Annotated in this window: 15 protein-coding genes; 10 read left to right on the top strand and 5 right to left on the bottom strand. The window is 56.9% G+C overall.

Annotated elements, in window-relative coordinates:
• The first annotated feature begins 126 nt into the window (after positions 1-126).
• Together P8935_RS18265 and P8935_RS18260 are read left to right on the top strand one after the other, a co-directional pair.
• Positions 127-1,095 (top strand): quinone oxidoreductase, encoded by a 969-nt coding sequence (locus P8935_RS18265; protein WP_348261735.1) that lies wholly within the window; start codon positions 127-129, stop codon positions 1,093-1,095.
• Positions 1,096-1,163: 68 nt separating this feature from the next.
• Entirely contained in the window at positions 1,164-1,874 is a 711-nt protein-coding gene (locus P8935_RS18260) for an NAD-dependent deacylase (RefSeq protein ID WP_348261734.1), read from the top strand.
• A 125-nt stretch (positions 1,875-1,999) separates the two neighbouring features.
• Here the strand turns inward: P8935_RS18260 and P8935_RS18255 are convergent, their stop codons facing one another.
• Positions 2,000-4,303, bottom strand: a complete 2,304-nt coding sequence (locus tag P8935_RS18255) for a TonB-dependent receptor (protein WP_348261733.1) — start codon at positions 4,301-4,303, stop codon at positions 2,000-2,002.
• A 571-nt stretch (positions 4,304-4,874) separates the two neighbouring features.
• Here P8935_RS18255 and P8935_RS18250 point away from each other — a divergent pair.
• Entirely contained in the window at positions 4,875-6,173 is a 1,299-nt protein-coding gene (locus tag P8935_RS18250) for a homoserine dehydrogenase (protein WP_348261732.1), read from the top strand.
• 290 nt (positions 6,174-6,463) lie between these two features.
• Here the strand turns inward: P8935_RS18250 and P8935_RS18245 are convergent, their stop codons facing one another.
• Together P8935_RS18245 and P8935_RS18240 are read right to left on the bottom strand one after the other, a co-directional pair.
• Positions 6,464-7,543, bottom strand: a complete 1,080-nt coding sequence (locus P8935_RS18245) for a LacI family DNA-binding transcriptional regulator (protein ID WP_348261731.1) — start codon at positions 7,541-7,543, stop codon at positions 6,464-6,466.
• A gap of 96 nt (positions 7,544-7,639) precedes the next feature.
• Positions 7,640-10,039, bottom strand: a complete 2,400-nt coding sequence (locus P8935_RS18240) for an alpha-L-rhamnosidase C-terminal domain-containing protein (RefSeq protein ID WP_348261730.1) — start codon at positions 10,037-10,039, stop codon at positions 7,640-7,642.
• Positions 10,040-10,303: 264 nt separating this feature from the next.
• On the opposite strand from P8935_RS18240, the gene pstC reads away from it, so the two are divergent.
• The 5 genes from pstC to P8935_RS18215 all read left to right on the top strand — a co-directional run bounded on the left by pstC (position 10,304) and on the right by P8935_RS18215 (position 15,649).
• Complete coding sequence (pstC, locus tag P8935_RS18235; RefSeq protein WP_348261729.1) at positions 10,304-11,383, top strand: phosphate ABC transporter permease subunit PstC; 1,080 nt, start codon at positions 10,304-10,306, stop codon at positions 11,381-11,383.
• 50 nt (positions 11,384-11,433) lie between these two features.
• Positions 11,434-12,303 carry a phosphate ABC transporter permease PstA gene (gene pstA, locus P8935_RS18230; protein WP_348261728.1) on the top strand — a complete coding sequence of 290 codons (870 nt, stop codon included), beginning with the start codon at positions 11,434-11,436 and terminating at the stop codon, positions 12,301-12,303.
• Positions 12,304-13,062 (top strand): phosphate ABC transporter ATP-binding protein PstB, encoded by a 759-nt coding sequence (pstB, locus tag P8935_RS18225; RefSeq protein WP_348261727.1) that lies wholly within the window; start codon positions 12,304-12,306, stop codon positions 13,060-13,062. It begins immediately after the preceding gene.
• Complete coding sequence (phoU, locus tag P8935_RS18220) at positions 13,059-13,760, top strand: phosphate signaling complex protein PhoU (RefSeq protein ID WP_348261726.1); 702 nt, start codon at positions 13,059-13,061, stop codon at positions 13,758-13,760. The genes pstB and phoU overlap by 4 nt, the downstream gene beginning before the upstream one ends.
• A gap of 68 nt (positions 13,761-13,828) precedes the next feature.
• Positions 13,829-15,649, top strand: a complete 1,821-nt coding sequence (locus P8935_RS18215) for a mismatch repair protein (protein WP_348261725.1) — start codon at positions 13,829-13,831, stop codon at positions 15,647-15,649.
• Here the strand turns inward: P8935_RS18215 and P8935_RS18210 are convergent.
• Both P8935_RS18210 and P8935_RS18205 read right to left on the bottom strand, forming a co-directional pair.
• On the bottom strand, positions 15,646-19,302 hold the full coding sequence (locus P8935_RS18210) for a UvrD-helicase domain-containing protein (protein WP_348261724.1): 3,657 nt from the start codon (positions 19,300-19,302) through the stop codon (positions 15,646-15,648). The two genes, P8935_RS18215 and P8935_RS18210, sit on opposite strands and share 4 nt — an antisense overlap.
• Positions 19,289-21,991, bottom strand: a complete 2,703-nt coding sequence (locus P8935_RS18205) for a PD-(D/E)XK nuclease family protein (protein WP_348261723.1) — start codon at positions 21,989-21,991, stop codon at positions 19,289-19,291. Before P8935_RS18205 ends, P8935_RS18210 begins: the two co-directional genes overlap by 14 nt.
• A 153-nt stretch (positions 21,992-22,144) precedes the next feature.
• Here P8935_RS18205 and P8935_RS18200 point away from each other — a divergent pair, with 153 nt between their 5' ends.
• On the top strand, positions 22,145-22,969 hold the full coding sequence (locus P8935_RS18200; protein ID WP_348261722.1) for an SCO family protein: 825 nt from the start codon (positions 22,145-22,147) through the stop codon (positions 22,967-22,969).
• Between the two features lie 52 nt (positions 22,970-23,021).
• Positions 23,022-24,104 carry a PfkB family carbohydrate kinase gene (locus P8935_RS18195; RefSeq protein WP_348261721.1) on the top strand — a complete coding sequence of 361 codons (1,083 nt, stop codon included), beginning with the start codon at positions 23,022-23,024 and terminating at the stop codon, positions 24,102-24,104.
• Positions 24,105-24,166 lie beyond the last annotated feature (62 nt).

The raw sequence follows: 24,166 nt of genomic DNA, 5'->3' as shown, positions 1-24,166 counted from the left end.
GGGCTTTCCTTTGTCCACGTTGTGCTGGATCAGGCGGCTGTCGCTGTGATTCACCATTAGGCGTGGATATGCGGGGAAATACACTGCTTGCAGTTTGCGGGTGTAAGGGTGCATTCTTGCGCATGTATGAACGCAATACAGATTCAGAGTACCGGCGGTCCTGAAGTTCTGCAGCTCGCCGAATTGCCGATTCCTGTGCCCGGTCCTGGGCAAGTGCTGATTCGCGTTGAAGCAATCGGCGTGAACTTCATCGAAATTTATTTCCGCAAAGGCACGTATAAAGCAACGCTGCCGATGACACCGGGCAGCGAAGCCGCGGGAACAATCGAAGATCTTGGGTCGGGAGTGACTGGTTTCAAGCCTGGCGATGCGGTGGCGTCGGTAGGTGTGCTGGGCAGCTATGCGGAGTATGCGCTGGTGCCAGCGTCGCAACTGGTGAAGGTGCCGGATGCGCTTTCTCCGGAGCAGGCAGCCGCCGCGATGTTGCAGGGAATGACGGCGCATTATCTAGCCACGTCAACGTATCCATTGAAAGCTGGAGACACGGCGCTGGTGCATGCAGGCGCTGGCGGTGTTGGATTGCTGTTGACGCAAATTGCATCGCGCATTGGCGCACGCGTGATTACGACTGTTTCGACCAAAGAGAAAGCGGAGTTGTCGCGCGAAGCAGGTGCCTCTGAAGTGATTCTGTACACCGAGCAGGATTTTGTCGCCGAGGTGAAGCGCCTGACTGGCGGCAAGGGCGTGGATGTCGTCTACGACTCGGTGGGCAAGACGACGTTTGATGGCAGCTTGAATTGCCTGAGGCCTCGCGGTCTGCTGGCGCTGTTTGGCGGATCGAGCGGACCGGTTCCACCATTCGATCTGATCCAACTGAGCGGCAAGGGTTCGCTGTTTGTGACACGTCCTACGCTGTGGCATTACGTGGCGACGAGGCAGGAATTAGAATGGCGCGCTGGCGAGGTGCTGGGCTCGGTGGCAAAGGGCGATTTGAAACTGCGCATGGAACATGTGTTTCCGCTGTCTGAGGCCGGAAGGGCGCAGTCGGAGTTGGAATGCCGCAAGACGACGGGAAAGATTTTGCTGGAGCCGTAAGAGACAGTGACCAGTGATCATTTGAATAGTGTGCAATGGACTGGGTTGAAGATTTGCAGAAGTCAACGATGATTTCAATAGGGCCGGCGGATAGAGTTTTTGTTTTGACGGGGGCAGGGATCAGCGCGGAGAGCGGGCTGCCTACGTTTCGCGCTTCGGATGGGTTGTGGGCGGGACATCGCGTGGAGGATGTTTGCACTCCAGAGGCATTGGAACTGAACCCTGCATTGGTGTGGCAGTTCTATTCAGAGCGCAGAGAGCAAGGCGCGAAGGCCGCGCCGAATCCGGCACACGTCGCGCTGGCCAAACTTGAAGCGGAGTTGGGCGACCGGTTTTTTCTTTGCACGCAAAACGTGGATGACCTGCATGAGCGCGCCGGATCGAAACGCCTGGTGCACATGCACGGTGAACTGGCCAAGTCGCGCTGCGAGGATGATTGCGGTGAACTGCCGGTTGAGGATCACACCGTCTACAAAAGCCTTGACGAAGTCGGACGTTGTAAATGTGGCGCACGATTGAGGCCACACATCGTGTTCTTTGGCGAGATTCCGCTGGAGATGGATCGAATACAGCGGGAGATCGCACGGGCAACTTTGATGGTGGTGGTGGGGACGTCCGGATCAGTCTATCCCGCGGCAAACTTTGTGCATTGGGCGCGACAGGCTGGTGCACGGACGGTATACATCGGGCCGGAACCTCCGCTGAATGCGCATGCGTTTACAAATGTGGTGGAAGGTAAGGCCGGGGAAGTTCTGCCTGAATTGTTCGAGCTTTCCTAGGCGCCCTAAGCTGAAGTGTACGAATAAAAACAAAAGCAGATCCTTCGCTCCGCTTACCCCAACTTTGCGGGGGCCCCAAGCTGCTCCGCTCAGGATGACAGCTGTATGAAGAACGGATTGCTTGATTAGAAGTGGAAGCGGTAGCGGAGCTGGGCGGAGAGCATGCGGGGCTCGTTGAAGTGGAAGCCGCCGATGGTGATGGAATTGTCCTGCAGGACGCGATGATTGGTGACGTTGATTGCGCTGATGGACATGGATAATTTCTCGCCAAAGTTGCGGCCGACTGACGCGTCGAGCGTGGTGTGGACCGGCAGGTAGTGGCCGTTATAGGGGCCAATGTCGCTGCCTGCGAGGCCATTCGTGAATCCAGATCCGTAGTAAACATTCGTTGCAAACCAGGTTCGCGAAGGAAGCTTCGCAGTGAAGCCGGTATTGAGGGTGTGACGCTGATCGTGATCGACCGGAACGTAGTCAGGGCCGAGATTGCAAGCTTCGTCATTGGGATCGCTGCAGGTAAAACCGCCGATGACGTTGCCGCGCTGTTCTGCGATCTGATTGGAGTAGGCGAGATGGAACTGGCCGAGGTGCGCGAGTTGCGGTGAGCGGACCGCCAGTTCCCATGCGCGGATTAGAGCGCCGTCAACGGCAATGGGGAAGTAGATGTTGGACTCTCCAACGTTGGCATGGTCCAGGAAATTATTCACCCGGTTTTTAAAGTTAGTAACATCGACCGACCAGCCTCGCCATGGAATCGTCACTCCGAATTGATGCTCTTCGTCGCGCTCCGAGGGAAGCGGTACAAAAGCGTTCTGACCACTCTGATCATTCACATAATTTAGCAGCGCAGGTGAGACGGTTTGCACCGGGGCAGGCTGGAAGTAGTGGCCATAGTATCCACGGAATACCCAGTGCAGGTGCGGAATTTCGAGGGTGGCACCGATGCGCGGATAGACCGCTGACTCGCTAAGTTCTGCGTGATAGCTGGATATCCGCATTCCGCCGTATAGAGAGAAGTAACGGGCGAGCTTGAACTCATCGGAAAAGTGCACCTCGAGAAGTCCGGCATTTTGCGTGGCGGTGGTGTTGGGCACGCTTGATCCGGAAAAACTCTGATCGTTGATCAATAGGCCAAATAGGTCGTTCTCGTGTTGGAAAAAAGAGTAGAGACCAGCGGAGAGATTGTTGCCACCGATCTCCGCGCTAAGGTCTGCCTGCGCTCCAACGTAGTTTGAAGATTGATGCCACGTGGTGGCGACGGGGAAATCGGTTGAAGGTGAATCGTAGCTTGCCTGATTGAAGTGGTAGAACGGAGCGATCTGGAATTGAGACTTGGGCGAGAGAGTGTGGACCCAGTTGAGGATGGCGAAAGAATCGCGCTCGCGCTGCGTGTCGCGCAGGCCTGTTGAGTTGTAGTAGTTCGACGCCTGCTCCCAGTCAGTGGGATCGGGGTCGTAAGGGATTTGGAAGTAATCGTTGCGGAACTGCGTATCGAGGCGGAGTTGATCTTGAGAGGTCTGATTGCGCAGCAGAGATGCGAATGCACTTTCTGAATCTGTCGCGTCGTGACGAATAGCAGGAATGGGCGTCTCCAGACCATAGTTGGAGCGCGATCCTGTGCCACTCAGGTACCAGGCGGTTTTGGAGCTATGGTCGCCGAGCGAGATTTGCGATTCGGCAGAATAGAGGTTCCCGCCGGAGACGAGCAGTTCAGCTTCACGATTGCGTTCGAATCCATTGCGGGGCAGAACGTTGAAGACGCCATAGGTGCGATCGCCGACGTCGGCCTTGTAGCTGCCGCGCTGTGCCTCAACTTCATCAATGTCTTTGGGATCGATTTGCGGCCCGACGTTGGAATCGATCTTAGTGTTGGGGATGGAGACTCCGTCGATGAGCCAGCTCGTCTGATGACCGCCACGCATGTGCAGCATGTTGTGGGTCATGTAGGAACCGGGAACAAAATCGGTGATCATCTCCATGCCGAGAGTGCGGCTGGCACCGGGAGTTTCGGCGATTTCTTCGCGCGACACAAGGGTGGTGGGCGTAGTTGATTCGGTGGAGATGATGTTGCGATCGGAAGCCTTTACGATGACGCTCTCTTCCGAGCCGCCGATGGCGAGGGGGATATGCAGGACGGGATTCGAGGAGGATGTGATGGCGAGGGATTCTGTAAAGTCGGCAAAGCCTGTTGCGGACACCGACAGCCGGTAGACGCCGATGGGGATCTGCGGAATTTCGAAGGTACCGTTGGCTGCTGTGGTTGCGTGCAGAGCGAATGTGGATTCCGCGGCCTGCAGTGATACTTGTGCGGCGGCGATGGGACGATGGTGAGGATCGTGGACGATGCCATGAACAGTGGCGAAGACTGTTGCGTGCGCCAGAATCGGCACAGCACAAAAAGCGAGGACAGCCGTGATACGCAATGAACGCATGGGAATGACCTCTCGACCGAATAGCGGCTGCGCAGGCAAGAGCCTGCGCGATACCAAGGGAAGGTATTCAGCTAATTGTTAGGCGCGAGGAGAGGAAGGAGGGCCGCGGGGAGCTGGTGTGCGCAGATGGATGCGATCAGGGAATGAGCTCGAATAAAGTGCTTGCAGCTTCCCGCTGGAAAAGGAGCCATGGAACGAGGACTGCGCGAAAAGCGCGATAGGCGAGGGACTTGCGTTGCCATGCAAGTTAAAGAGGGGACAGTGTGACGGAGCGCGAAACTGCGACGACCGCGAATCGGACTGGCCCGAATGTGATGGTGCAGCTGAAGCCATGGCGCAGTGGTGAGCGCCGAGGCGGCGGCAGCAGGCAGGCAGCGATGCGTCGTCACCCTGGTCGACGATGGCCGCAAGGGGTCCCATTCCGAAGAGGAGAACAAACAGGATCGAGAGGGCGCGCCGCATCTGGCATTCATGCTACATGAACTTTGGAGTGGCAAGCCATACTGAAAAAGTGATGCGGTCAGGTATCATCGTTGCATCTTGAATTCCTGATATTCACGCAAAGGATTTGATGCCGTCTCAAGGGAAAGCTGTTTCGGAGAAAGATCAAAGTGCTGCTGATAATGCCGGGCGGTTTCCGCTGCGTGTGGCCTTGTTTGGATTCGGCACTGTGGGCAGTTCGGTAGCAAGGATATTGCTTGAGTCAAAGCCTGAAGGGGTCGAGATCACGCATATCTACAACCGCAACGTCGCGCGGAAGAAGGCAGATTGGGTTCCCCCGAGCGTGGTTTGGAGCGAGGATTGGGAGTCGGTTCTAGCTTCGGACGTGGACGTGATTGTAGAGCTCGTCGGTGGACTCGATCCGGCAGGCAACTGGGTCCGCAGAGCCATTGAAGCGGGCAAAAGCGTTGTCACCGCCAATAAGAAACTCATTGCCTATCACGGCGTCGAACTCGAGCGGCTGGCCGCTGCCAAGGGCGGACATCTGAAGTATGGTGCCGCGGTTGCCGGTGGAATTCCTGTGATCCCCGGCCTAGAGCAGGGGCTGGCTGGTGATCGTATCGCGCGCATGGAGGGGATTCTAAACGGAACTTGCAACTTTATCCTGAGCAAAATGGAGGCGGGCGCCGAGTATGCGGCGGTGCTGGCAGAGGCGCAGGCGAAAGGCTATGCGGAGACCGATCCAACGGAAGACGTGGGCGGCTTCGATGCGCGATCGAAACTCGCCATCCTGATGCGCCTGGCTTTACGCGTGGTGGTCGATCCGGATGAGATTGTGCCGCAGCCGATCACAAGCGTAACGGCGGTGGATTTCAGTTATGCCCGGGATTTGAACTGCACGATTCGCCAGGTGGCGCGGGCCGAGGAACGGGATGGGGCAGTCGCCGCGACGGTTGGGCCGATGCTGGTGGACAAAGGGTCGCCAATGGCATGGTCGCGCGGTACAGAAAACATGGTCATCCTGACCGGTCACTATGGCGGCGACGTAGTGTTCTCAGGGCACGGAGCGGGCGGACATCCAACTGCGGTCGCAGTCGTAAGTGACTTGCTCGCTTTGGCGCATGGTTCGCGTCGCGTGGCGATTCCTTCAGTGCCGGCCAAGATTGGGGCGGAGTTCGAAGTGCCGCATTACATTCGGTTCACCGTGGTGGACCGGCCGGGGATTGTGTCGGAGATTACGGGCGCACTTGCCCGGGAGCGAATCAATATTCGAGCAATCGTACAGAAACCCGGGTACCCGTCGGAAGCGTTGCCATTTGTGGTGACAGTGGAACCCTGCAGATCGTCGGCGCTGAAGCGGGCGTTAGCAGAGATCGGCAAGATGGACTGCCTGCTTGAGGCGCCCCTTGATTTGCAAATGCTTGAATAGCAGCGAAGTGAACAGTGAGCAGTGGACAGTGAGTAGACAAGCGCAAGCAGGAGGTCTTTCGTGATTGACACGATCTATCGATGTGAGATTTGCGGGGAGGAGAGCGAGAGGCCTGTCCGGTGGGTCGTGATCCATTGCAGCGACACGCAACTCACGGTCTTCAAATGGACAAAGCAAGCTGCGGACGCTCCTCACGCGAGACATTACTGCGGCGAAGCACACGCTCAGGTATATATCAGCCGATGGTTTGAGTCCTTCTGCGGATAACGCCTTCCGCAGCGCATTGGCCTTCAATATTCCTTAAAATATTTAGCCGGACCGGTGGATTCGCGGATCACTAATTCCGGCGCCATGACAACTTCAGCGGAGAACGGTGCCTCGCGATTGGCGATACGTTCGAGCAGAATCTGCGCTCCACGTTGACCCATTTCAAACAGAGGCTGCCGCACCGTGGTGAGCGACGGCGTGTTGTAGGCGGCAGACTGGATGTCGTCGAAACCTACGACAGAGACATCTTCAGGAACGCGCAAACCCGCATCCTTCAAGGCGCGTATGGCGCCGATTGCAGCGATATCGTTAAAGCAAAATACTGCCGTGAAGTCGCGCGTCTGGTCGAGGAGACCCTTCATGGGTTTGTGGCCGATTTCAGGAGCCATGGGGTGTTCGCCCGCCTTAATGGACCAACCTGCGGAATCGATGCGAACCACGAGCGTCGGATCAATCCGCAATCCTATCTCTTCGGCGACCTGCTGGATACTCTGCCAGCGGAATTCAGAGTCAGGAATAGCATGGGGGCCGCGCATGAAAGCAATGCGGCGATGACCCAATTCATAGAGGTGTTTGAGCGCCGATGCGACCGCCTCATGGTGGTCGAGGACGATGTTGGTGACGTTTGGCACTTCGCTATGCGCCGAAATCGCGACAACAGGGACTGGAACCTCAATCTGGTCGGCAGGGGTGTTCAAAAGCAGGAAGCCGTCGACGGCGCGCTCTACGAGCATGCGGGGGTACTGCTCAATCAGTTCGCGATTCCAGTCGTGGCAGGCGGTGAAGTAGAAGTAGTGAGCGCGTGTGAGCTCCTGCACCACTCCGCTCATCACGCGCGTGAAGTAGCCTTCGCTCAAATCGGGTGCAAGCACACCGACGGACATGGAGCGGCTCTGGCGAAGCGAACGCGCAAAGTAATTGGGGCGATAGTTGAGACGCGCCGCCGCCTCGAGCACGCGGTTGCGTGTCTCCTGGGGGATGGACTTTGCTGAAGGTGAATTGTTGAGAACCAGCGAAACGGTGGTCTGTGACAGCTCCAGGTGTTCAGCAAGTGTTCTTAAATTGACGTGCCCTGATGGCGTCGAGTCTTTGCTTCTTGCCATGTTGGAAGTTGTAGCACGTTTAGGAGGAACACGGAACAGCCATTCGATGATAAATACATCGATTTTCTTAAGGGGTAACCTTGAAAAGCATCCTCGCTATTTCGCTCGAATATTGTTAAGACCAGGCTTGAGCGGCTGTGTTTTGCCGTTGAAAACAAAAGTTCCGGTGAGCGTGCCGGGTAGAGTCACTGACGCGGTCAGCTCGGAGCCTTCGCGGCGGTACTCGACCTTTATATCGCCTTCAGGATGTGGAAAGGTCACGTTGAGGTGATCAAGGGAGCCCAGGTGGGGAGCGATGCGAACGGTTGCGAAGCCGGGACTCGCGGGTTCAATACCGGCGACAAGGGTGAGCATGTCGTAGATAGGATGGGCCGACCATGCGTGTGAATCGGAGCGGGTGTCGCCGGGGATCTCCGGCCAGGTGCTGAAGTGCAGCGGAAGCAGCTTGCGCCAGGGATCTAGGGACCTGAGATATTCATCGGCCATGCCAGCATGGTCAAGCGCGCGGGCGAGGTAATAGCGGAAGTAGTAAGAGGCCGCTAATACGCCTTCCGGTGTTGTGCCTGGTTCAATCGCAAGCATTCGGTGCAAGACGTCTTGCTGACGATCTTTGGGAATCACGTCGTAGAGGACGCCGAGGATGTTGGCTTGCTGGTTGAACATCTTTTGACCCGGGTTGTCGGCCAGCATTCCTCGGGAGGACACCCAGCACTTTGAAGCCAGAGCAGGTCGAATGTGGTCGATGCGGGACTGGTAGCGCGTGGCCAGCGTGGGGTCGCCGAGATGCTGCTCGAGATCGGCAGCTTCGATGAGAGCGCCGAGGTACTGAAGGGAAGTGACGCAGGATTCGCGATGCTCGTCGTAAGTGGGAATCTCACCGGAGGGAACCCAGTCAATGAAACTCCACCAGGGGAGTTCGCGAAGAAGGCCGTCGGGGTTTTCGTATTTGGCATACCACGTGAGGACGTCGCGCGTACCTTGAAGTTCACTGCGGACAAACTGAGGGTCGGGGCGGTACATCCAGTAGTCGTGGAGCATGCCGATCCAAAGCAGGGAGAACGTGGGGATGTTCTGTGGAAGACTGCTGGGATAGCGGCTGCGCGTGATGCCTTCAGGAATGCGGGACTGGTCGAAAGCGGCCATCGCCTGTCGGCCAAGCCGGTCGTCGCCAGCAACCGTGTACGAGATAAGCGCCTGGATGCGAGTGTCGCCGACGTACTGGAGTTGCTCGTAGTAGGGCGTATCCATGTAGGTTTCATGGGCGTCATCACGGGCAGTGCGCCAGCTGATGTCCCAGATCTTGTCGAGGTCAGTATTATCGGATTCGAATTTGGCTCGCTCCTCGAAGGGGTAGGCGGTGAAATATGCCTTGAGTGATTCGAGAGTCAGAGCTTCGTCCCCCGTGGTGATATTGAGATCTAGATAGCGCCAGGTGCGCCACCAGAGCGGCATGAAGACGCGATGCTGGCCGCCGTCGGGGAGGAAGCTGTCGGTTAGGCCGAGCGCCTCGCGATTGGCAACTTCATCGCGGTCTCCTTTGTGCTGTTCCTTGTCATAGAGCGCCTCGGAGTATGTGAGAACGATATGAGAGCCTTTGCCACCTGAGACGATAAGTTCGGGATAGGCGGTGGTCAGGGTTTTGCGGTCGAGGAGAATGTGAAAGTGACCGCGGGCAGGGAGGCTGGCCAGTTTCGAAGGAAACGAACGCGCGTCCGGCTGTTTCGCAGTGATGTCGTCGAGTCTGACGACGTCGCCTGACGGCGTGGGTGAATATTCCATGTTGGGCAATTCATCTGGAACCAGCCCCCAAAAATTGTCGCCGGTAGTGTCGGCAGAGTGGGCCACATTGGTGCCGGAGAAGATGCTGTCGCGCATGGGGCTGGCGGCGGGAACCCAATTCGATCCGGCAGAGTCGGCGTTCCAATTCCAGTCGTATTTGGAGGCATCGATCTGCTCCCCAGGTCCAGAGGCCAGGTAGGTCTTGATGGTCACTGTAGAGCGATCCAGCGGGGTATGACCAAGTTCTTCTTCGACCAGCCATCCCGCGGGGGTGCTGATACCGGTTGCGCCGGATGCCTCGCTTTCGAGCAAAAACGCGGTGCGGTCGCTTATCTGGGCGACGGGGGCGTACAGACCGAAGTTCCAGACGGTCGCAGTGACGAGATTATGGCCAGACCGGAGGTATAGAGCGATATTGAAGCGCTCATAGCGCCAGTGGGCTAGGTCGCCTCGGGCAGGACCGTCACCGACTCGCTTTCCATTCACGTACAGGATGAAGCGGTTGTCGGCGCTGACACGAACGAGATACGTGGCAGGAACCGATGGCAGGTCTAGCGACCGCCGGAAATGCAGAACGATGGGTTCGCGCAGAGGCGCAGTGGGGTGGGTGATCCATGCCGCCTTCCACTCGCGGTGCGGCGCGGCCTGAACCGTGGATTGGGAGAAGACGCTGGTGGACGCGAAGGCGAGGGCAAGAATCAGCGAGATTTGGCGCATAGAAATAGACCTAATGAGTTCCAGTTCATCAGCTTATAGGAGTTTGAACAGCCCGCAGGGTTGGAACGACTCGAATTTGTGTTTTTATGCGTTGTTAAACGCTCACCGGGGTGCTCGAGGCATCGAAGAAAGGCAGTAGATAGAATGAGCGATCGCACAAAGACAGATTTTCACTCACTTGAAGCGTATTGTATGCATTGATTTAGCAGCCTTGTAACCTTCTATTCATCTTTGCCCGGTAGCCTACGGAAGGTGACACTTCAAGTGCCAGAAATACGCGTCTCTCAGTCTCCAACTCCTGCTACGCCAAAAGTTTCGGTCACGGAACGGGCAGCGGCGCCTCCGAAGGAGTTGTCCGACGTTCGCAAGTTCCTGATGACTCGGGGAAACTCGGCTGTTGCTGACCGTGCATTTCATGTGTTGATGGTGATTTGTGCGCTCAGCATTTTCGGCATTGTTTTGCTGATTTTGACGGAGCTGATACTGCGTTCGGGACTGGCCTGGCATCATCTTGGTTTTCATTTCTTTTACATGACACCGGCGCATGATCCTTATTCGGGACAGCCCACGTATTGGGATCCCGTGAATGGTCATTTCAGTGCGTTGCCGTTTGTGTACGGAACGCTGGTGTCTTCGCTGCTGTCGCTCTTGATCGCGGTTCCACTGGCGATCGGGCTAGCGATCTTCCTGACCGAGATGTGCCCGGGATTTCTGCGGGGACCACTGGCATTTATTACGGAATTGCTTGCGGCGATTCCCAGCATCATTTATGGGCTTTGGGCCGTGTTTATTCTCGTGCCGCTGTTGCGTGAACATGTGAACCCGCTTCTGGTGAAATATCTGGGATGGACCAAGCTCTTTGTCGACGACAATCCCACCGGCCTGGGTTACGTGGCTGCGGCCGTAATTCTAGCCATTATGATTCTCCCGATCATTTCCTCACTGACGCGCGAGGTGATGACGGCCGTGCCGCATTCGCAGCGCGAAGCAGTGCTGGCGCTGGGAGCGACACGCTGGGAGATGATTCGCATGGGCGTGCTGCGCAATGCGCGGATTGGCATTGTGGGCGCTGTCATCCTGGGGCTTGGTCGCGCACTTGGCGAGACTATGGCCGTGACTATGGTGATCGGCAATACGCCGGAGATAAACAAGTCACTGCTGGCGAACGGGGCTACGATGGCGTCAGTAATCGCCAACGAATTTGCCGAGGCCTCCGGCGATTTGCATCGCAGCGCGCTGATTGAGATCGGGCTGGCATTGTTCATTGTGACAATTCTCGTGAATGCGCTGGCGCGAATTCTGGTTTGGGCGGTGACGCGTGGAGCGCCGGCGAGTGCACATTGAAGAGCAGGGAACAGGAATCAGGGAACCGGGGACAGGGACTACGAGAAGCGATGGCGGCTAGAGGATCCAGTTTCAAATCCGGATTCAGGACGATTACCGATCATGCGGTGACCGGGTTAGCTATCCTCGCCACCGCGCTGGTGATCGTGCCGCTCATCGCCATCTTTGTCTACCTGGTCTACAAGGGCGCTCGCTCACTTAACCTTGCGTTCTTTACGCAGAATCCGGTGCCTGAGGGCGAGTCGGGTGGCGGCATGGCAAATGCCATTGTTGGATCGGGTGTGTTGCTTGGAATCGCGAGCGCGATTGGGGTGCCGATCGGAATTGGCGCAGGAATCTACCTTGCGGAATTCGGTCGCGGTACAAAGCTGGCCAACGCTATCCGCTTCACTGCAGATGTGCTCAACGGCGTTCCGTCGATCGTGATGGGCCTGGCTGCGTATTCACTGATTGTGATTCCGCAGGGACACTTTTCGGCTTTTTCCGGCGGAGTGGCGTTGGGGATCATGATGATTCCTACAGTGGCGCGAACTTCAGAAGAGATGCTGCTTATGGTGCCGAATACGATTCGGGAGGCAGCCTTGGGACTGGGATTGCCGAACTGGCGCTCGGTACTTTCCATTACCGTAAAAACTGCGTCGCCGGGAATTATCACTGGTTGCATGCTTGCATTCGCGCGCGTCGCGGGAGAGACTGCACCGCTGATTTTCACAGCGTTGGGCAATGCATTCTGGAGTACCGATCCAAATCGTCCGATAGAGGCGCTGCCATTGCAGATCTGGGTGTATGCGACCGGTCCGTATGAGGATCAGCATCGCCTGGCATGGGCCGGAGCACTGGTGCTGATTGCGCTGATTGTGATTGCTGTTTCGCTGGTGCGGTATGTGACCAGCCGCGGAGTTCTGAAAGGGGCAAGCTAGGTGGGTGTAGGCATCGAGGTGACGAACCTGAATGCGTGGTACGGAAACAACCACACGCTGCAGGACATCAACCTGAACATTCCGGCCAATCATGCCACTGCGCTGATTGGTCCATCTGGTTGCGGCAAGAGCACGTTTGTGCGCTGCCTGAATCGGATGCACGAAACAAATCCTATAGCGCGTGTCACGGGAACGGTGCGCATCGGCGATCTGGACATATATAGCGATGCGAAGCCGGTTGAAATCAGGCGGCGCGTGGGCATGGTGTTCCAGCGCCCAAACCCGTTTCCAACTATGTCGATTTATGACAATGTGGCATCAGGGCTTAAGCTCAACGGCTATTCGAATCGTCGCGCCCTGGATGAGATCGTCGAACGTTCGCTCAAGGATTCGGCTTTGTGGGATGAGGTCAAGGATGATTTGAAATCGAAATCGGGTGCGAGCCTCTCGGGAGGACAGCAGCAGCGATTGTGCATTGCGCGTGCGCTTGCGGTGGATCCCGAGGTTCTGCTGATGGACGAACCGGCATCGGCGCTTGACCCGGTATCTACTTCGAAAATAGAAGACCTGATCTTTCAGCTCAAATCGCAGTACACTATCGTGATTGTGACCCACAACATGCAGCAGGCTGCGCGCGTCGCGGAAAAGACCGGCTTCTTCTTGAATGGGCGCATGGTGGAGTTCGATTCGACGCATAAGATCTTTACGAATCCAAGCGACAAACGCACTGAGGATTACATCACGGGACGGTTCGGATGACACGCATTCGCTTTCAACAGAGTCTCGACCAGCTTAAGGAAAACTTGCTGGTGATGGCCGGCTTGGCCGAGCAGGCGATTCAGCGTGCAATTGAGGCGTACCGGGTGCGCGACCTCTCCATCTGCGACCTGGTGAGCCGAAGCGAAGTGGCGATCAATCGGCTGGAGCGCGACATCGATCAGGCGGCGCTGGATTTGCTGGCCATGGAGCAGCCAATGGCGATCGACCTTCGTTTCATCTTGAGTGTGATCAAAATCAATGCCGACTTGGAACGCGTGGGCGACGCAGCGAAGAGCATCAGTGAGCGCGTGCGCAACATGGAACAAATGGCTGCTGTTCCGGACTTGCCGGTGGATATTCCGCGGATGGCGACGCTCTCGGCAGAGATGGTGCGCAAGAGTCTGCAGTCCTTTATCGATGCGGACCCGGAACTGGCTCGAGCCGTGCTGCTAATGGATGATGCGGTAGACAAGATGAACCGGGCGGCTTACAAGTCGCTGACCAAGGTGATGGAGGAGCAGAGCCATATTGCTCCGCAGGCGCTGAACGCGCTGATGATCTGCCGCGCGCTTGAGCGGGTTGCCGATCACGCGACCAACATCGCCGAGGATGTAATCTTCTGGATCCAGGGTGCGGACGTGCGCCACCACAAAAGCGTCCTGGCAGCACAAAAGAAGGCCGCAGAAGCTGCTGGCTGATGGCAACCCCCACAATATAGCGTCCAACTTCACTGCGTTAGTCTTGATTGAGACGAGCGGGGTGTGCGATGGGCGCGATTGATACAACGAAAGATTTGAATGATCCCGCTGCGATGTACTCCGCGCGCCTGAGAGAGTTGCGGGCGGTGCAGGCCTCCGATAAGAATCTGGAACGGAACCTCGGATACGCCAAAGTTGCGGTAGCTTTTGCGACCATTCTTTCAGCGCTGCTTCTGTTGTATTACATCAAGCTGTTTTGGCTGCTGCTTATACCCGCGGTTCTATTCGTCTATCTATCCATCCTCCACGAAAAACGCCTGCAACAGATTCGACTAAGGCAACGCGCCATAGAATTCTACGAGCGCGGAGAGGCTCGCCTGGAGGATCGCTGGGCGGGAACCGGGGAAAGAGGGGACAGATTTCTCGATGCGGCGCATCCATACGCGCGTGATCTGGATATTTTCGGATCGGGTTCGTTATTTGAACTCCTTTGCACGGCGCGTACGAGAGCGGGTGAGGAAACGCTGGCGGCATGGTTGCTAGTTGCTGCCCCGGCGGAGGAGATTCTTGCGCGGCACGGTGCAATTCGCGACTTAAACACACGTATCCAATTGCACGAAGAGTTGTTCTGCTTAGGAGAGACGATACGCGCTGGAGTGCATCCCAAAGAGTTGTCGAAATGGGGAGCGCGGCGGCCGATTTTAAAGAGTATTGCGATTCGCATCACGACAAGTGTGCTTGGAGCCTTGTGGATAGCGGGCATGGTGGCGTGGGCAGTTTGGGGACTTGGATCAGTTGGCTTGGCCATCTCGGCGCTCAACCTAGCGTGGGCGCATCGCTTGCATTCGCGATGGGACGAATCTGCAGAGGCAATCGAGAAAGCGACAAAGGACCTTGATGTACTTGCAGGTGTCTTGAAACTGATCGACGGTGGGCAATTCGCTGCCGAAAAGTTGCAGAACATTCAAGCGCGATTGAAGCACGATCGCTTTGTCCCATCGGAAGCGATTCGCAAGCTCGATCGCATCGTCGGCTACCTTGAGTCGAGACGCAATCCGGCAATGCGCTTGCTGGATGTGCTGACCTTCTGGAGCGCGCAGTGCGTCTTTCTGGCGGAGGGTTGGCAGCAGGAGTTTGGACCGCACATTCGCGAATGGCTCGACGCGGTCGGTGAGTTTGAGGCGCTGACCGCATTGGCCGGCTATGCGTTTGAACATCCAGGCGACGTTCTGCCTCAGTTTGTAGAAAAGGGTCCGCTGTTTGAAACAGAGGGCATGACCCACCCGCTGCTTCCTTCGAAAAAAGCTGTTCGCAACGACGTGAAGCTCGGCGATGATCTCCGGCTTATCGTCCTGAGCGGGCCGAATATGGCCGGGAAAAGCACGTTCATTCGCTCGGTTGGAGTGAATGCGGTTCTTGCCCAGTGCGGCGCGCCGGTGCGAGCCAACGCGCTGAAAATGTCGTCACTGTCTGTGGCGGCATCCATCTGCGTGCTGGATTCGCTTTCGGGTGGCACCTCGCGCTTCTATGCCGAAATTCGCCGCCTGAAGATTACCGAGGATCTCTCCAACGGGCCGATACCAGTTTTGTTTCTGATGGATGAGTTGTTATCGGGGACGAACTCGCACGATCGGCTGGAGGGTACAAAGCTGATTGTTAAGAGCCTGATTGATCGCGGTGCGGTTGGAGTTGTAAGCACGCACGACCTTGCGCTTGCCGAGATTCCAGCAACGATGGATGGGCGCGCTGAGAATTGTCATTTTGAGGATCGGCTCGAAGAGGGCAAGCTCATCTTCGATTACAAGCTCAAGCCGGGCGTGGTGAAGACCAGTAATGCGCTGGAACTGATGCGCTCAATCGGGCTTGGCGCGATGAAAACGGATCGCTAAATCTCCCACCAGTCGAAGAGAGACATGCGCGGGTAATACAGCCCGGCACGAAGCGGCAAATCTGTTCCGTGCAGATTGCGCAGAACGTCTGCATAGATTTTCAATTGCGGTGCAAACGTAGCCCGAAAACCAGGAAGCACAAGGGTGGGATCGAGATTGTCGGTGTGCGCCGTCTTGTAGTCAATGATCCACAGCGCACCGTCACCGGGCAGCAGCGGCTCGAGACCAGCGCGGAACAGGCGGTCAACGCGAACAAGGCGAAGATCGCCGGAGACGATGCCTGCCCAGCTGGACTCGCTGGCGGCTTCGGAATGCTGCGAAAGAATCCACTGGCCATAGGGATCTTGCGAGGCATTGAGAGCGCATTCGTACGCCTTCGATGTGATCTCGTGCGCTTGGGAGGCAGATAGGCCAACGGAGCGGACTGAGGCGCTGATGCGCGGTCGAAAATTCTCAAGTGCATTGCGCGCTTCATGCCAATCGAGGTTCGTGCACAAGCGAGCGAGATCATCGAGCAGTTTATGGACTGCGTTGCCTAGTGCGCGCGAGAACAAACCACCCTCATGGCGTTGATAAAGATTGTTGTCGCCAAGACCAATGACGGATTCGGCCGAGGCCGTCATTGTATTGATCGAGTCGCTGTGGTGAAAGTCCTCCGGCAGGCGACGGATGATGGTTGGCTGCGCGGGCGATGGCATCACGATGAGGTTGCTTTCTCCTGATGCGGCTAACTGCTGGACGGTGAGTCCGACATCCGCTCCAGAACCTTGATGCGCGTGCATCCACTCATCAAAGGAGTCAAGGATTTCATCGGCGAGCGCCGGCCAGGCCGTGGCGAGCAGGGAATTGCGAGGCTCGAGCAGAGTAAGAACACCGTTTTCGGATTTGTATGTGGGCTGCGCGAAGATATGCAATTCTTCACGGGCACGCGTGGCAGCGACATATAGAATGCGCCGTGTTTCCTGCAGCTCGCGTTGACGGCGGATATTGTCGACCCACGTCTTTGCCTTGCCGCGCTCCTCTCCTTTGAATTGCAAGGGCGCAACGAGGAATTCGGTGAGATCGCCAGACTCATTCGGCTCCGCAATGCCTCTCTCGAACCACGAAAGCAAATCTGACTTGCTGCTGCCGTTTCGCGCATGCAGGTCCGGGACGATAACGATTTCGAATTCTAATCCCTTCGATTTATGAATCGTCATGAGCTGCACGCCGCACTCGCTGCTCGTCGTTGGATCGGGAAGAGCGCAAAAGTCTTCGAGAGCGGCATCCAGGGCCGGACCGGTCAGGTCTTGTTCACCAGAAGGCAGATCATCGAGCAACTTCCAGAAAAGCTCAAGATTGGCGCGGCCACTCGCGTTCACGCACTGATCCCCGCCGATCAAGTGCCAGATTCGCTGGACCAGCGTTCCCGTCGAAGCTGTAGGCAAAGAATTACGAAGCTTGGGCATAAATGCGAACGCATTCAGGACTCGTTCGGCTGCTTTGCGCGATGCTGTAGGGAGAAGATCAAGCCGATCGCGCAGCAATTCCGGAATGGGGGCAGTCGGTCGCAACGCATCGTCTGTCCCGGCTATCGTATGGAGTTCGGCGAGACTCAGGCCGCACCACGGCGCACGCAAAACGCCTAGCCATGCAACGCGGTCCTGTGGATTGAAGAGGGCATGTGCCAGTGCGGTAGCATCCAGAATCTCCGGCTGATCTTTCAGGTTCTCAAGTTCAACGGCGCGAAATGGAATTTGCTCCTCTCGGAGGGCCGCGGCAATTGGAGCGAGTGCGGTCCGGGCGCGGCCAAGCACGGCGATTCGATATTTCTTTCCGGCAATGCGGGCGGCATCCACCCGATCCAGGTGGCTTCGTATGAGCGCGATGAGTTCAGCAACCTGAGAGGTCCGCGCAGTCTCACGTTGGACCTTTATTTCTTCGCGGGCACGGATCGACTCAGGATCATTCGCGCTTCCTGTCTTGACTTGCGGTATGAACTGAAGATGAAGCTCAAAGCGCTTCTTGTTGCCGGCGGAGGAGCTTCGAGCAGGCTCTGCTTTGGCGAACTCAATGCCACTTCCGTCAGGTTCGCCGAAGACCTTCTCGAAGGCATCGTTGGTGGAAAAGACAAGCTGTGGATCGGTTCGGAAGTTTGCAGTCAGCCTGAGAGGATCGACAGGAAATGATTCCTCGTCGCTAAACTCGAAGCCCACATCTTTGACGCGGCCAAAGAGTTCGGCCTCAGCGTCGCGAAACGAGTAGATGGACTGCATCGGATCGCCGACAACGAAGAGGGTTCGGCCGGTGCGTTCCGGCCATGCCAAAATGAGCGCGCTTATGAATTCGTGCTGGCGGCGGCTAGTGTCCTGGAACTCGTCTACGAGGAGATGGCGAATGTTATCGGCTGCGGCCAGTGCCGTGTCGGTTGGATAGCGATCTTCGTCAAGCAGAACCTGCCGGGCAATCTGCGCGACTTCAACAAAGTCGACGGCGCCTGCTTCAGCGAATACGGCCTTTAACTCGCCTGCGGCATGACGCAGCAGCGTGAAGCTTGCGCGCACGATTTGCCAATCTTCGTCGCTGTAGCGTGCGGGCGGAAGCTTCGCGATGCCGGCAAGTTGCTTCTCAAGACCGGGCACGGCAGCGAGTTGAGCAATCAGATCCTGCAGACGAAGCTTTTCATCAAGATTCTCTTTGGGAAAGCCAAGACGAATGTCGATCTGCTGACGGAATTCGCCATCTTTGGTCAGCAGCAGATTTGCGAGGCAGAGATAGGCGCTTCGTGCATTTTCGAGATCGATCGAGTCGTCATATGGACCGTACGGAAATTCAGCCAGTTCAGCCAACTCACGATGGAGTTCTCCTCTGCCGTGCTCGCAAGCGAATTGTGCGAGTTCAAGCGCTTCATCGCACGCGCCGGGAACCTGATTGAGAAGTTGAGTCAGGGTTGCGATTGAGGAGCGAACAGCGTTGCCGAACGGACGTTCGAGCCATTCGCGAATTTCATTCCAGTCTGGTTCCTGGCTCAGCACGAATTTGTGCATCCAGCGATCACGCTGAGCGAGCATTTTGACTAAGAGCTCTTCCAACTCCTTCCAGCCGTTGTCGCGCCAGAGGAGCAGGTCCCTGATTGAGTCGCTTAGTTCCGGCTGGTGGGAGTCTCCCAGCTTGTTGAGAGTGAGGCGCGCGGCGCGTCGATAGAGATCGGTGGGCCTCTCGTTGATTTGCAGATTATTGCCAACGCCGGAATATATCGGCTGTTGAATTGCAAGTTCGCGGCAGAAGGAATCAATCGTGGAGATGCGCAGTTGCGATGTGAGGTCAAGCAACTGCCAGCCAAAGCTATGCGACCTCGCTAGCGCTCGGTCGGCAAGGGATTCCATGGAAAATTCGTCGTGGACTTGGTCTGACGTTGCGCGACCAGCCGCTTTCTCAAGTTCGGAGAGAATGCGATGGCGCATCTCGGCGGCCGCTGCCCGCGTGAAAGTTATGGCGACGATCTGAATTGGATCGTCAACCTCTGTGAGGAGACGCAGGAATCTGCGGGTAAGCAGATCAGTCTTGCCCGAACCTGCGGGTGCCTGAACGAGAATCGAGCGTTGCGGATCGAGCGCTGAGATGCGTTGCGCCTGATCAGGAGGAGCGGAGGGCACCAAGCTAGCCTTCATCATCGTCCTCCTTCATTTCACCTTGAAGGCGTGCTCGGTTTTCGGGTTCCTGGATTCGGCAGACAGACTGAAGCCCGCAGCGCTCGCAAGTCTTTGGATAGTCGCGTGGATCGGCTTCGGCGTGGCCATCGATGAAGTCCTTGGCCATTCGAATGATGTATTCCTTCCAATTCGATTCGTCCAAGCCCGTGAGCTTTCGTTTGACCAGGGTGCTCTTTCCGGTGAGACTCGGATCGATCGTCTTCACAGCGTCGGCAACGCGGCCTGCAAAGCACGTGTCGCCGGGACGGACCTTGGCAAAAACCAAACCTCCGCTGGCAGGACCCCCGTAGCTATCAAATAGGGACGGCTGCATCGGCTCAAGCCCGAGAACCTTGTAGAGAGGTAACTGCAAATCGTCCGGTCGCGGCGGCTCCCACGACCTCGGATCAACAGTGCCAGTCTTGTAATCGATGACCAGCGGAGAGTCATCGATGAGTCGGTCAACTCGATCGAGGCGAAGGTTCATTTCCAGTCCGGCGATCGTAACGGTGCGAACGGCTTCCGTTTCTTCAACCGTGAACGGAACGCGCGTAGATTCGAATTTTAGCCACTCCGTGACGAGGCGAACCAGGCGTGTTTCTTCGAGGTCAAGATAAGGTGCCGGCATCCGTTCGCGAACCGCGTCGGGAACTTTTTTCCGCAAAGCATTGCGAACGTGATTGCGGACGAAAGAAACGAGATCGGCTTGTGCGATCAAATCGGAGTGGGTTCTGATGCCACGCGGTGGACCCGACCACACCGAGTGAAGAACATCGTGAAGAAGCTGCCCGCGCTGCTTGGCGGTCAGTCCAAACTCTGCGGCATCCCATGACTTCGCATCGAGACGCGCAGTGGTAAACGCTTTGAACGGACACTGCGACTGCGCAGAAAGAGCGCTTGCTCCGCCGTGGAGACGATGTTGAGAGAAGGTAACGCGGCTTGAATCGGGAAAAGGCTTGGCGATGGGTGGGTCGAAGGGCGGCGGTGCCATCCACGCGGGTAGGGCCTGTGGCTTGCCCGCAATCTGCGCGATGAGGCGCGAGGGACTGGTCTCCACTTCTTCACTCTGCAACCCACAACTGAAATGGACTTCAGCTGCCGAGGCAAGCAGACGTTGGGTGATGGCGGAAGAGAATTGCCAGTCCAGTTGCGGGGAGGAGTGTGGCATTGCGGAATCTCGTTGCACGTGAAGAGGCAGGAAGGGATGCATCGCCGAGCTCCCAGGCCAAGAGTCGTCGTCGGCACCAAGGAACCAGATGGCGTCGGCAGTAAGTCCGGCGGATTCGGCAGGTCCCGCGATCTGGATAGGCGCATCGATGGACTGCGGCGCAAACAGCGACTCGTCGGCTGCGCGCTGAAGTTCACTGAGAAATTCGCACCAGTCGATACGGCGGCCATCGAAGCCCAATGAACCGGCAGTATCCAATGCCTGCTGCCAGCGACGCTGCGCCTGAAACGCGACACTGCTTTGGGATTTCTCGGCTGGCCAGCCTATTGTCTCGAGCAGGTGCGGAACGGTATCTGCCCAGTCGATGGGATTCTGCAAATTGCCCGATTGCTTCAGGCTGCGCTGGGCAGTGAGCGTCCGTTGAGTCCACTGGAGCGGCAACGAAAGTCCGGATCGAGTTTGGTTCAGAAATGCTTCGAGAGACCATTGCATGCGCTGCAAGTCGCGACTGCGGAGTCTGCGCATGTAATCCTGCAGATCCGCAGATTCATCCGGCGTCGCCGCGAGACCGCTTGCGAGGAGCCAATCGATTTCGTTTTCATCCAGTGCATCGCCAAGCCAACGCAGTAGCAACAGGGCGGAGCGCGCGAGTGGAACTGAAGTTAGAGCGATTCCCAGCGAGAACTCAAACGGTTGCCGCGCGTCACCATCCTTGAAACGAAGGAAGGCGCGTTCGATTTCGCCGCGCCTCTGGGATAGGTCCTGCGTAACCACGAGCAGACGCTTGTGTGGGTTCGATGCGAGTTGTTCGCGGCACCACCAGGCACAGGATTCAAGTTCAGTCCGGCCATCGCGAACGGAATAGAAACTCGGGTGCGCAGTCGTATCTTGCAACGTAAATTGTTTCCAAGGACCCCATGCGTCGAAGAGCCGGCGTTGCGTTAGAACCAGGCGATCGAAGCCGGCAATGCACAGTGGTGATCGACCTGATGAGTCATCCATCAATTGGGCAATTAATTCCAGCGGCAGGCGACTGGGGCTGATCAGGCTGTTTTTAGCGCAGTGGTCGTCAAAAGAGGCCAGCCATTTGCCGAACTCTCCTGCGTCTTGATCCCAACTGACGCGCGAAGATTTGCGTAGGAACTGGGGCGCGTAGGAGCAAAGCAAATCGTGGGCTTCCATCGCCATGGAGGCGAGGCGGCGGACTGAAGCCGGGAGCATGGTCGGCAGATGCTTGTCGCTGTGGATGATCTGCGCCCAGATGGATTGCTCTTGCGCGGAGTTGAGCAGAATACGCCCGTCGAGGTTGCGCTCTTCCCATGCGGTGCGGACAAAGGTCTTCCAGTCAACAATGTTGGGCATTGGCCACGTAGATAGCCCCTCGACACGGCGTCGGCGATGGAAATCGGCCTGCAGTGCGCGGGCCGCACGGTCGCTCGAGGCGACCATAACTCCGCCTTCGCGCAACCATGCGTCGAGTTCGGCCCCTAATTGAGTGCCCATATCTGCGTTATACGCCCTTGCGCGACCGAGCGAAACGCGTGGAGTCTGTGGGAAACATGGCAGGTTGTAAACTAAGGGGTGATACGGAAACTGTTTGTTTGTGTAGTTATCGGAACAGCGCTATTTTCAGGGTGCCATCGCCAGCAGAACGGGGTGGCAGATTCCGCGCAGACCTCTTCCTACAAAGTCTACAAATTGCGTGGTAAGGTGATGTCCACCAATCCTTCGACCGGCGAAGTCACGCTGAACCACGACGCGATCCCCGGTTATATGGATGCGATGACGATGCCCTACAAGCTGAAGGATGCGAGCATCCTCAGCGAGCTGCACCCCGGCGACGTCATTACCGCTGATGTTCTGGTATCGCAGGGCGACGATGCCACGGTGCTGTTGGATCATATCGTTATTGTTGCCCAGGGCAGGCCCGATTACAGACCCGCTGTGATCTATCACGTTCCGGCTGGGGGCGATGCGGTGCCCGATTTCAAACTGCGCAATCAGGATGGGCGGGCGATACACCTGAACCAGTTTCGTGGCCAAGAACTCCTCATCACTTTCATCTACACGCGATGCCCATTGCCGAATTTCTGTCCTCTGGTGACGCGGAATTTTGCGGTAATTGACAAGCAGCTTGCCGCTGATCCGGCACTTAAGGGTAAGATGCATCTGGTCTGCGTGAGCTTCGATCCGGAGCACGATACCCCGGACCGGCTGAAAGCGTACGGTGAGCAGTACATGGGAACGGACGCGCCGACTGCATTTGCGCATTGGGACTTTGCGGTGCCAGAGAAGCCGGTGTTGACAGAGATGGCAAAGTTCTTCAACGTGGGGATGACCGATGCGTCAGACGGTACGATTACGCACACTTTGTCAACAACGCTGATCGGTCGGGATGGAAAAGTGTTGAAGTTCTATCAGGGAAACGAGTGGACGCCTGAGCAGGTCGTTGCAGATGTGAAGCAGTCACTGGGAGCATAGAAGTTTCAGCCGATCGGACGTAGCGGACGGGATGCAGAGGAGCGATGAGAACATGGCCGATGACTTGAAGATTCCTAACGATGGCGCGATAGATTTTCTTTCGCTGGGAGCGCTGGTGCATCGGCTCGATCCGGGGATTATCCCGTTTCGAAAGGCAACGGAATGCCACATTCATGTAAGCGGTGGCGAGTTTAATGTTGCTGCGAATCTTTCAAATTGCTTTGGGCTCAAGACTTCAATTGCTTCGGCGATGTCGGACTACCCGATTGGTGATCTCATCGCGGAGCGCGTGCTCGCGATGGGTGTAAAGCCGATCTACAAGCACTTCAAGCATGATGGCGTCTCCGGCCCGAACATGGCGACTGTCTATAGCGATCGCGGGTTTGGTTTGAGGGGACCGGTAGTTTTTTACAATCGAGCCAACGAAGCGGCCGCTCGCCTGAAGCCGGGAGACTTCGACTGGAAGGCGATCTTTGCCGGAGGTGTGCGCTGGGTTCATAGCGGCGGCATCTTTGCGGCCCTCTCTGCAACGACAGCGGAACTTGCCGCGGAGATGATGCGGGAAGCGAAGGCTGCAGGCGCGGTTACTTCATTCGACCTGAACTTCCGCGAGAAGCTTTGGAAGATTCATGGCGGGGACAAGCGCGCGGTCGAGACCATCGCACGAATCGTCGAGAATGTAGACGTGCTCGTGGGGAACGAGGAAGACCTGCAAAAGGGATTAGGCATTCCAGGGCCGGAAGTGGCGGCAAAGTCGAAGCTCGATCCCAGCGTATTTTTCGGCATGATGGACGAGGTTGTTAAGAAGTTGCCGCACGTTAAGATCGTGGCGACGACTTTGCGCGAGGTTCACTCCACCAGCCGGCACAGCTGGAGCGCGGTGGCGTGGATCGGGGGCAAAACCTTTACCGCTCCCACTGCAGAACTGGAAGTACTGGATCGCGTAGGCGGCGGGGATGGATTCGCGGCTGGATTCATCTATGGGCTGTTAAGCAGCGAATCACCTGAAAATGCCCTGAAGCTGGGGTGGGCGCACGGAGCGCTGTTGACCACGTTCCCGGGCGATACAACCATGGCGACTCTCGATCAGGTGCGGGCGTTTGCGCAGGGTGCTTCGGCGCGTATTCAACGCTAGCTAAACCGATTCTCGGAATCAAGACGGCACTGACCGGCATCTACAAGACTGGTATTCTTGAC

Source organism: Telmatobacter sp. DSM 110680, assembly GCF_039994875.1.
GTDB lineage: Bacteria > Acidobacteriota > Terriglobia > Terriglobales > Acidobacteriaceae > Telmatobacter.
The sequence above is the reverse complement of the archived record's forward strand: the minus strand, read 5'-3'. Positions and strand labels throughout refer to the sequence as shown.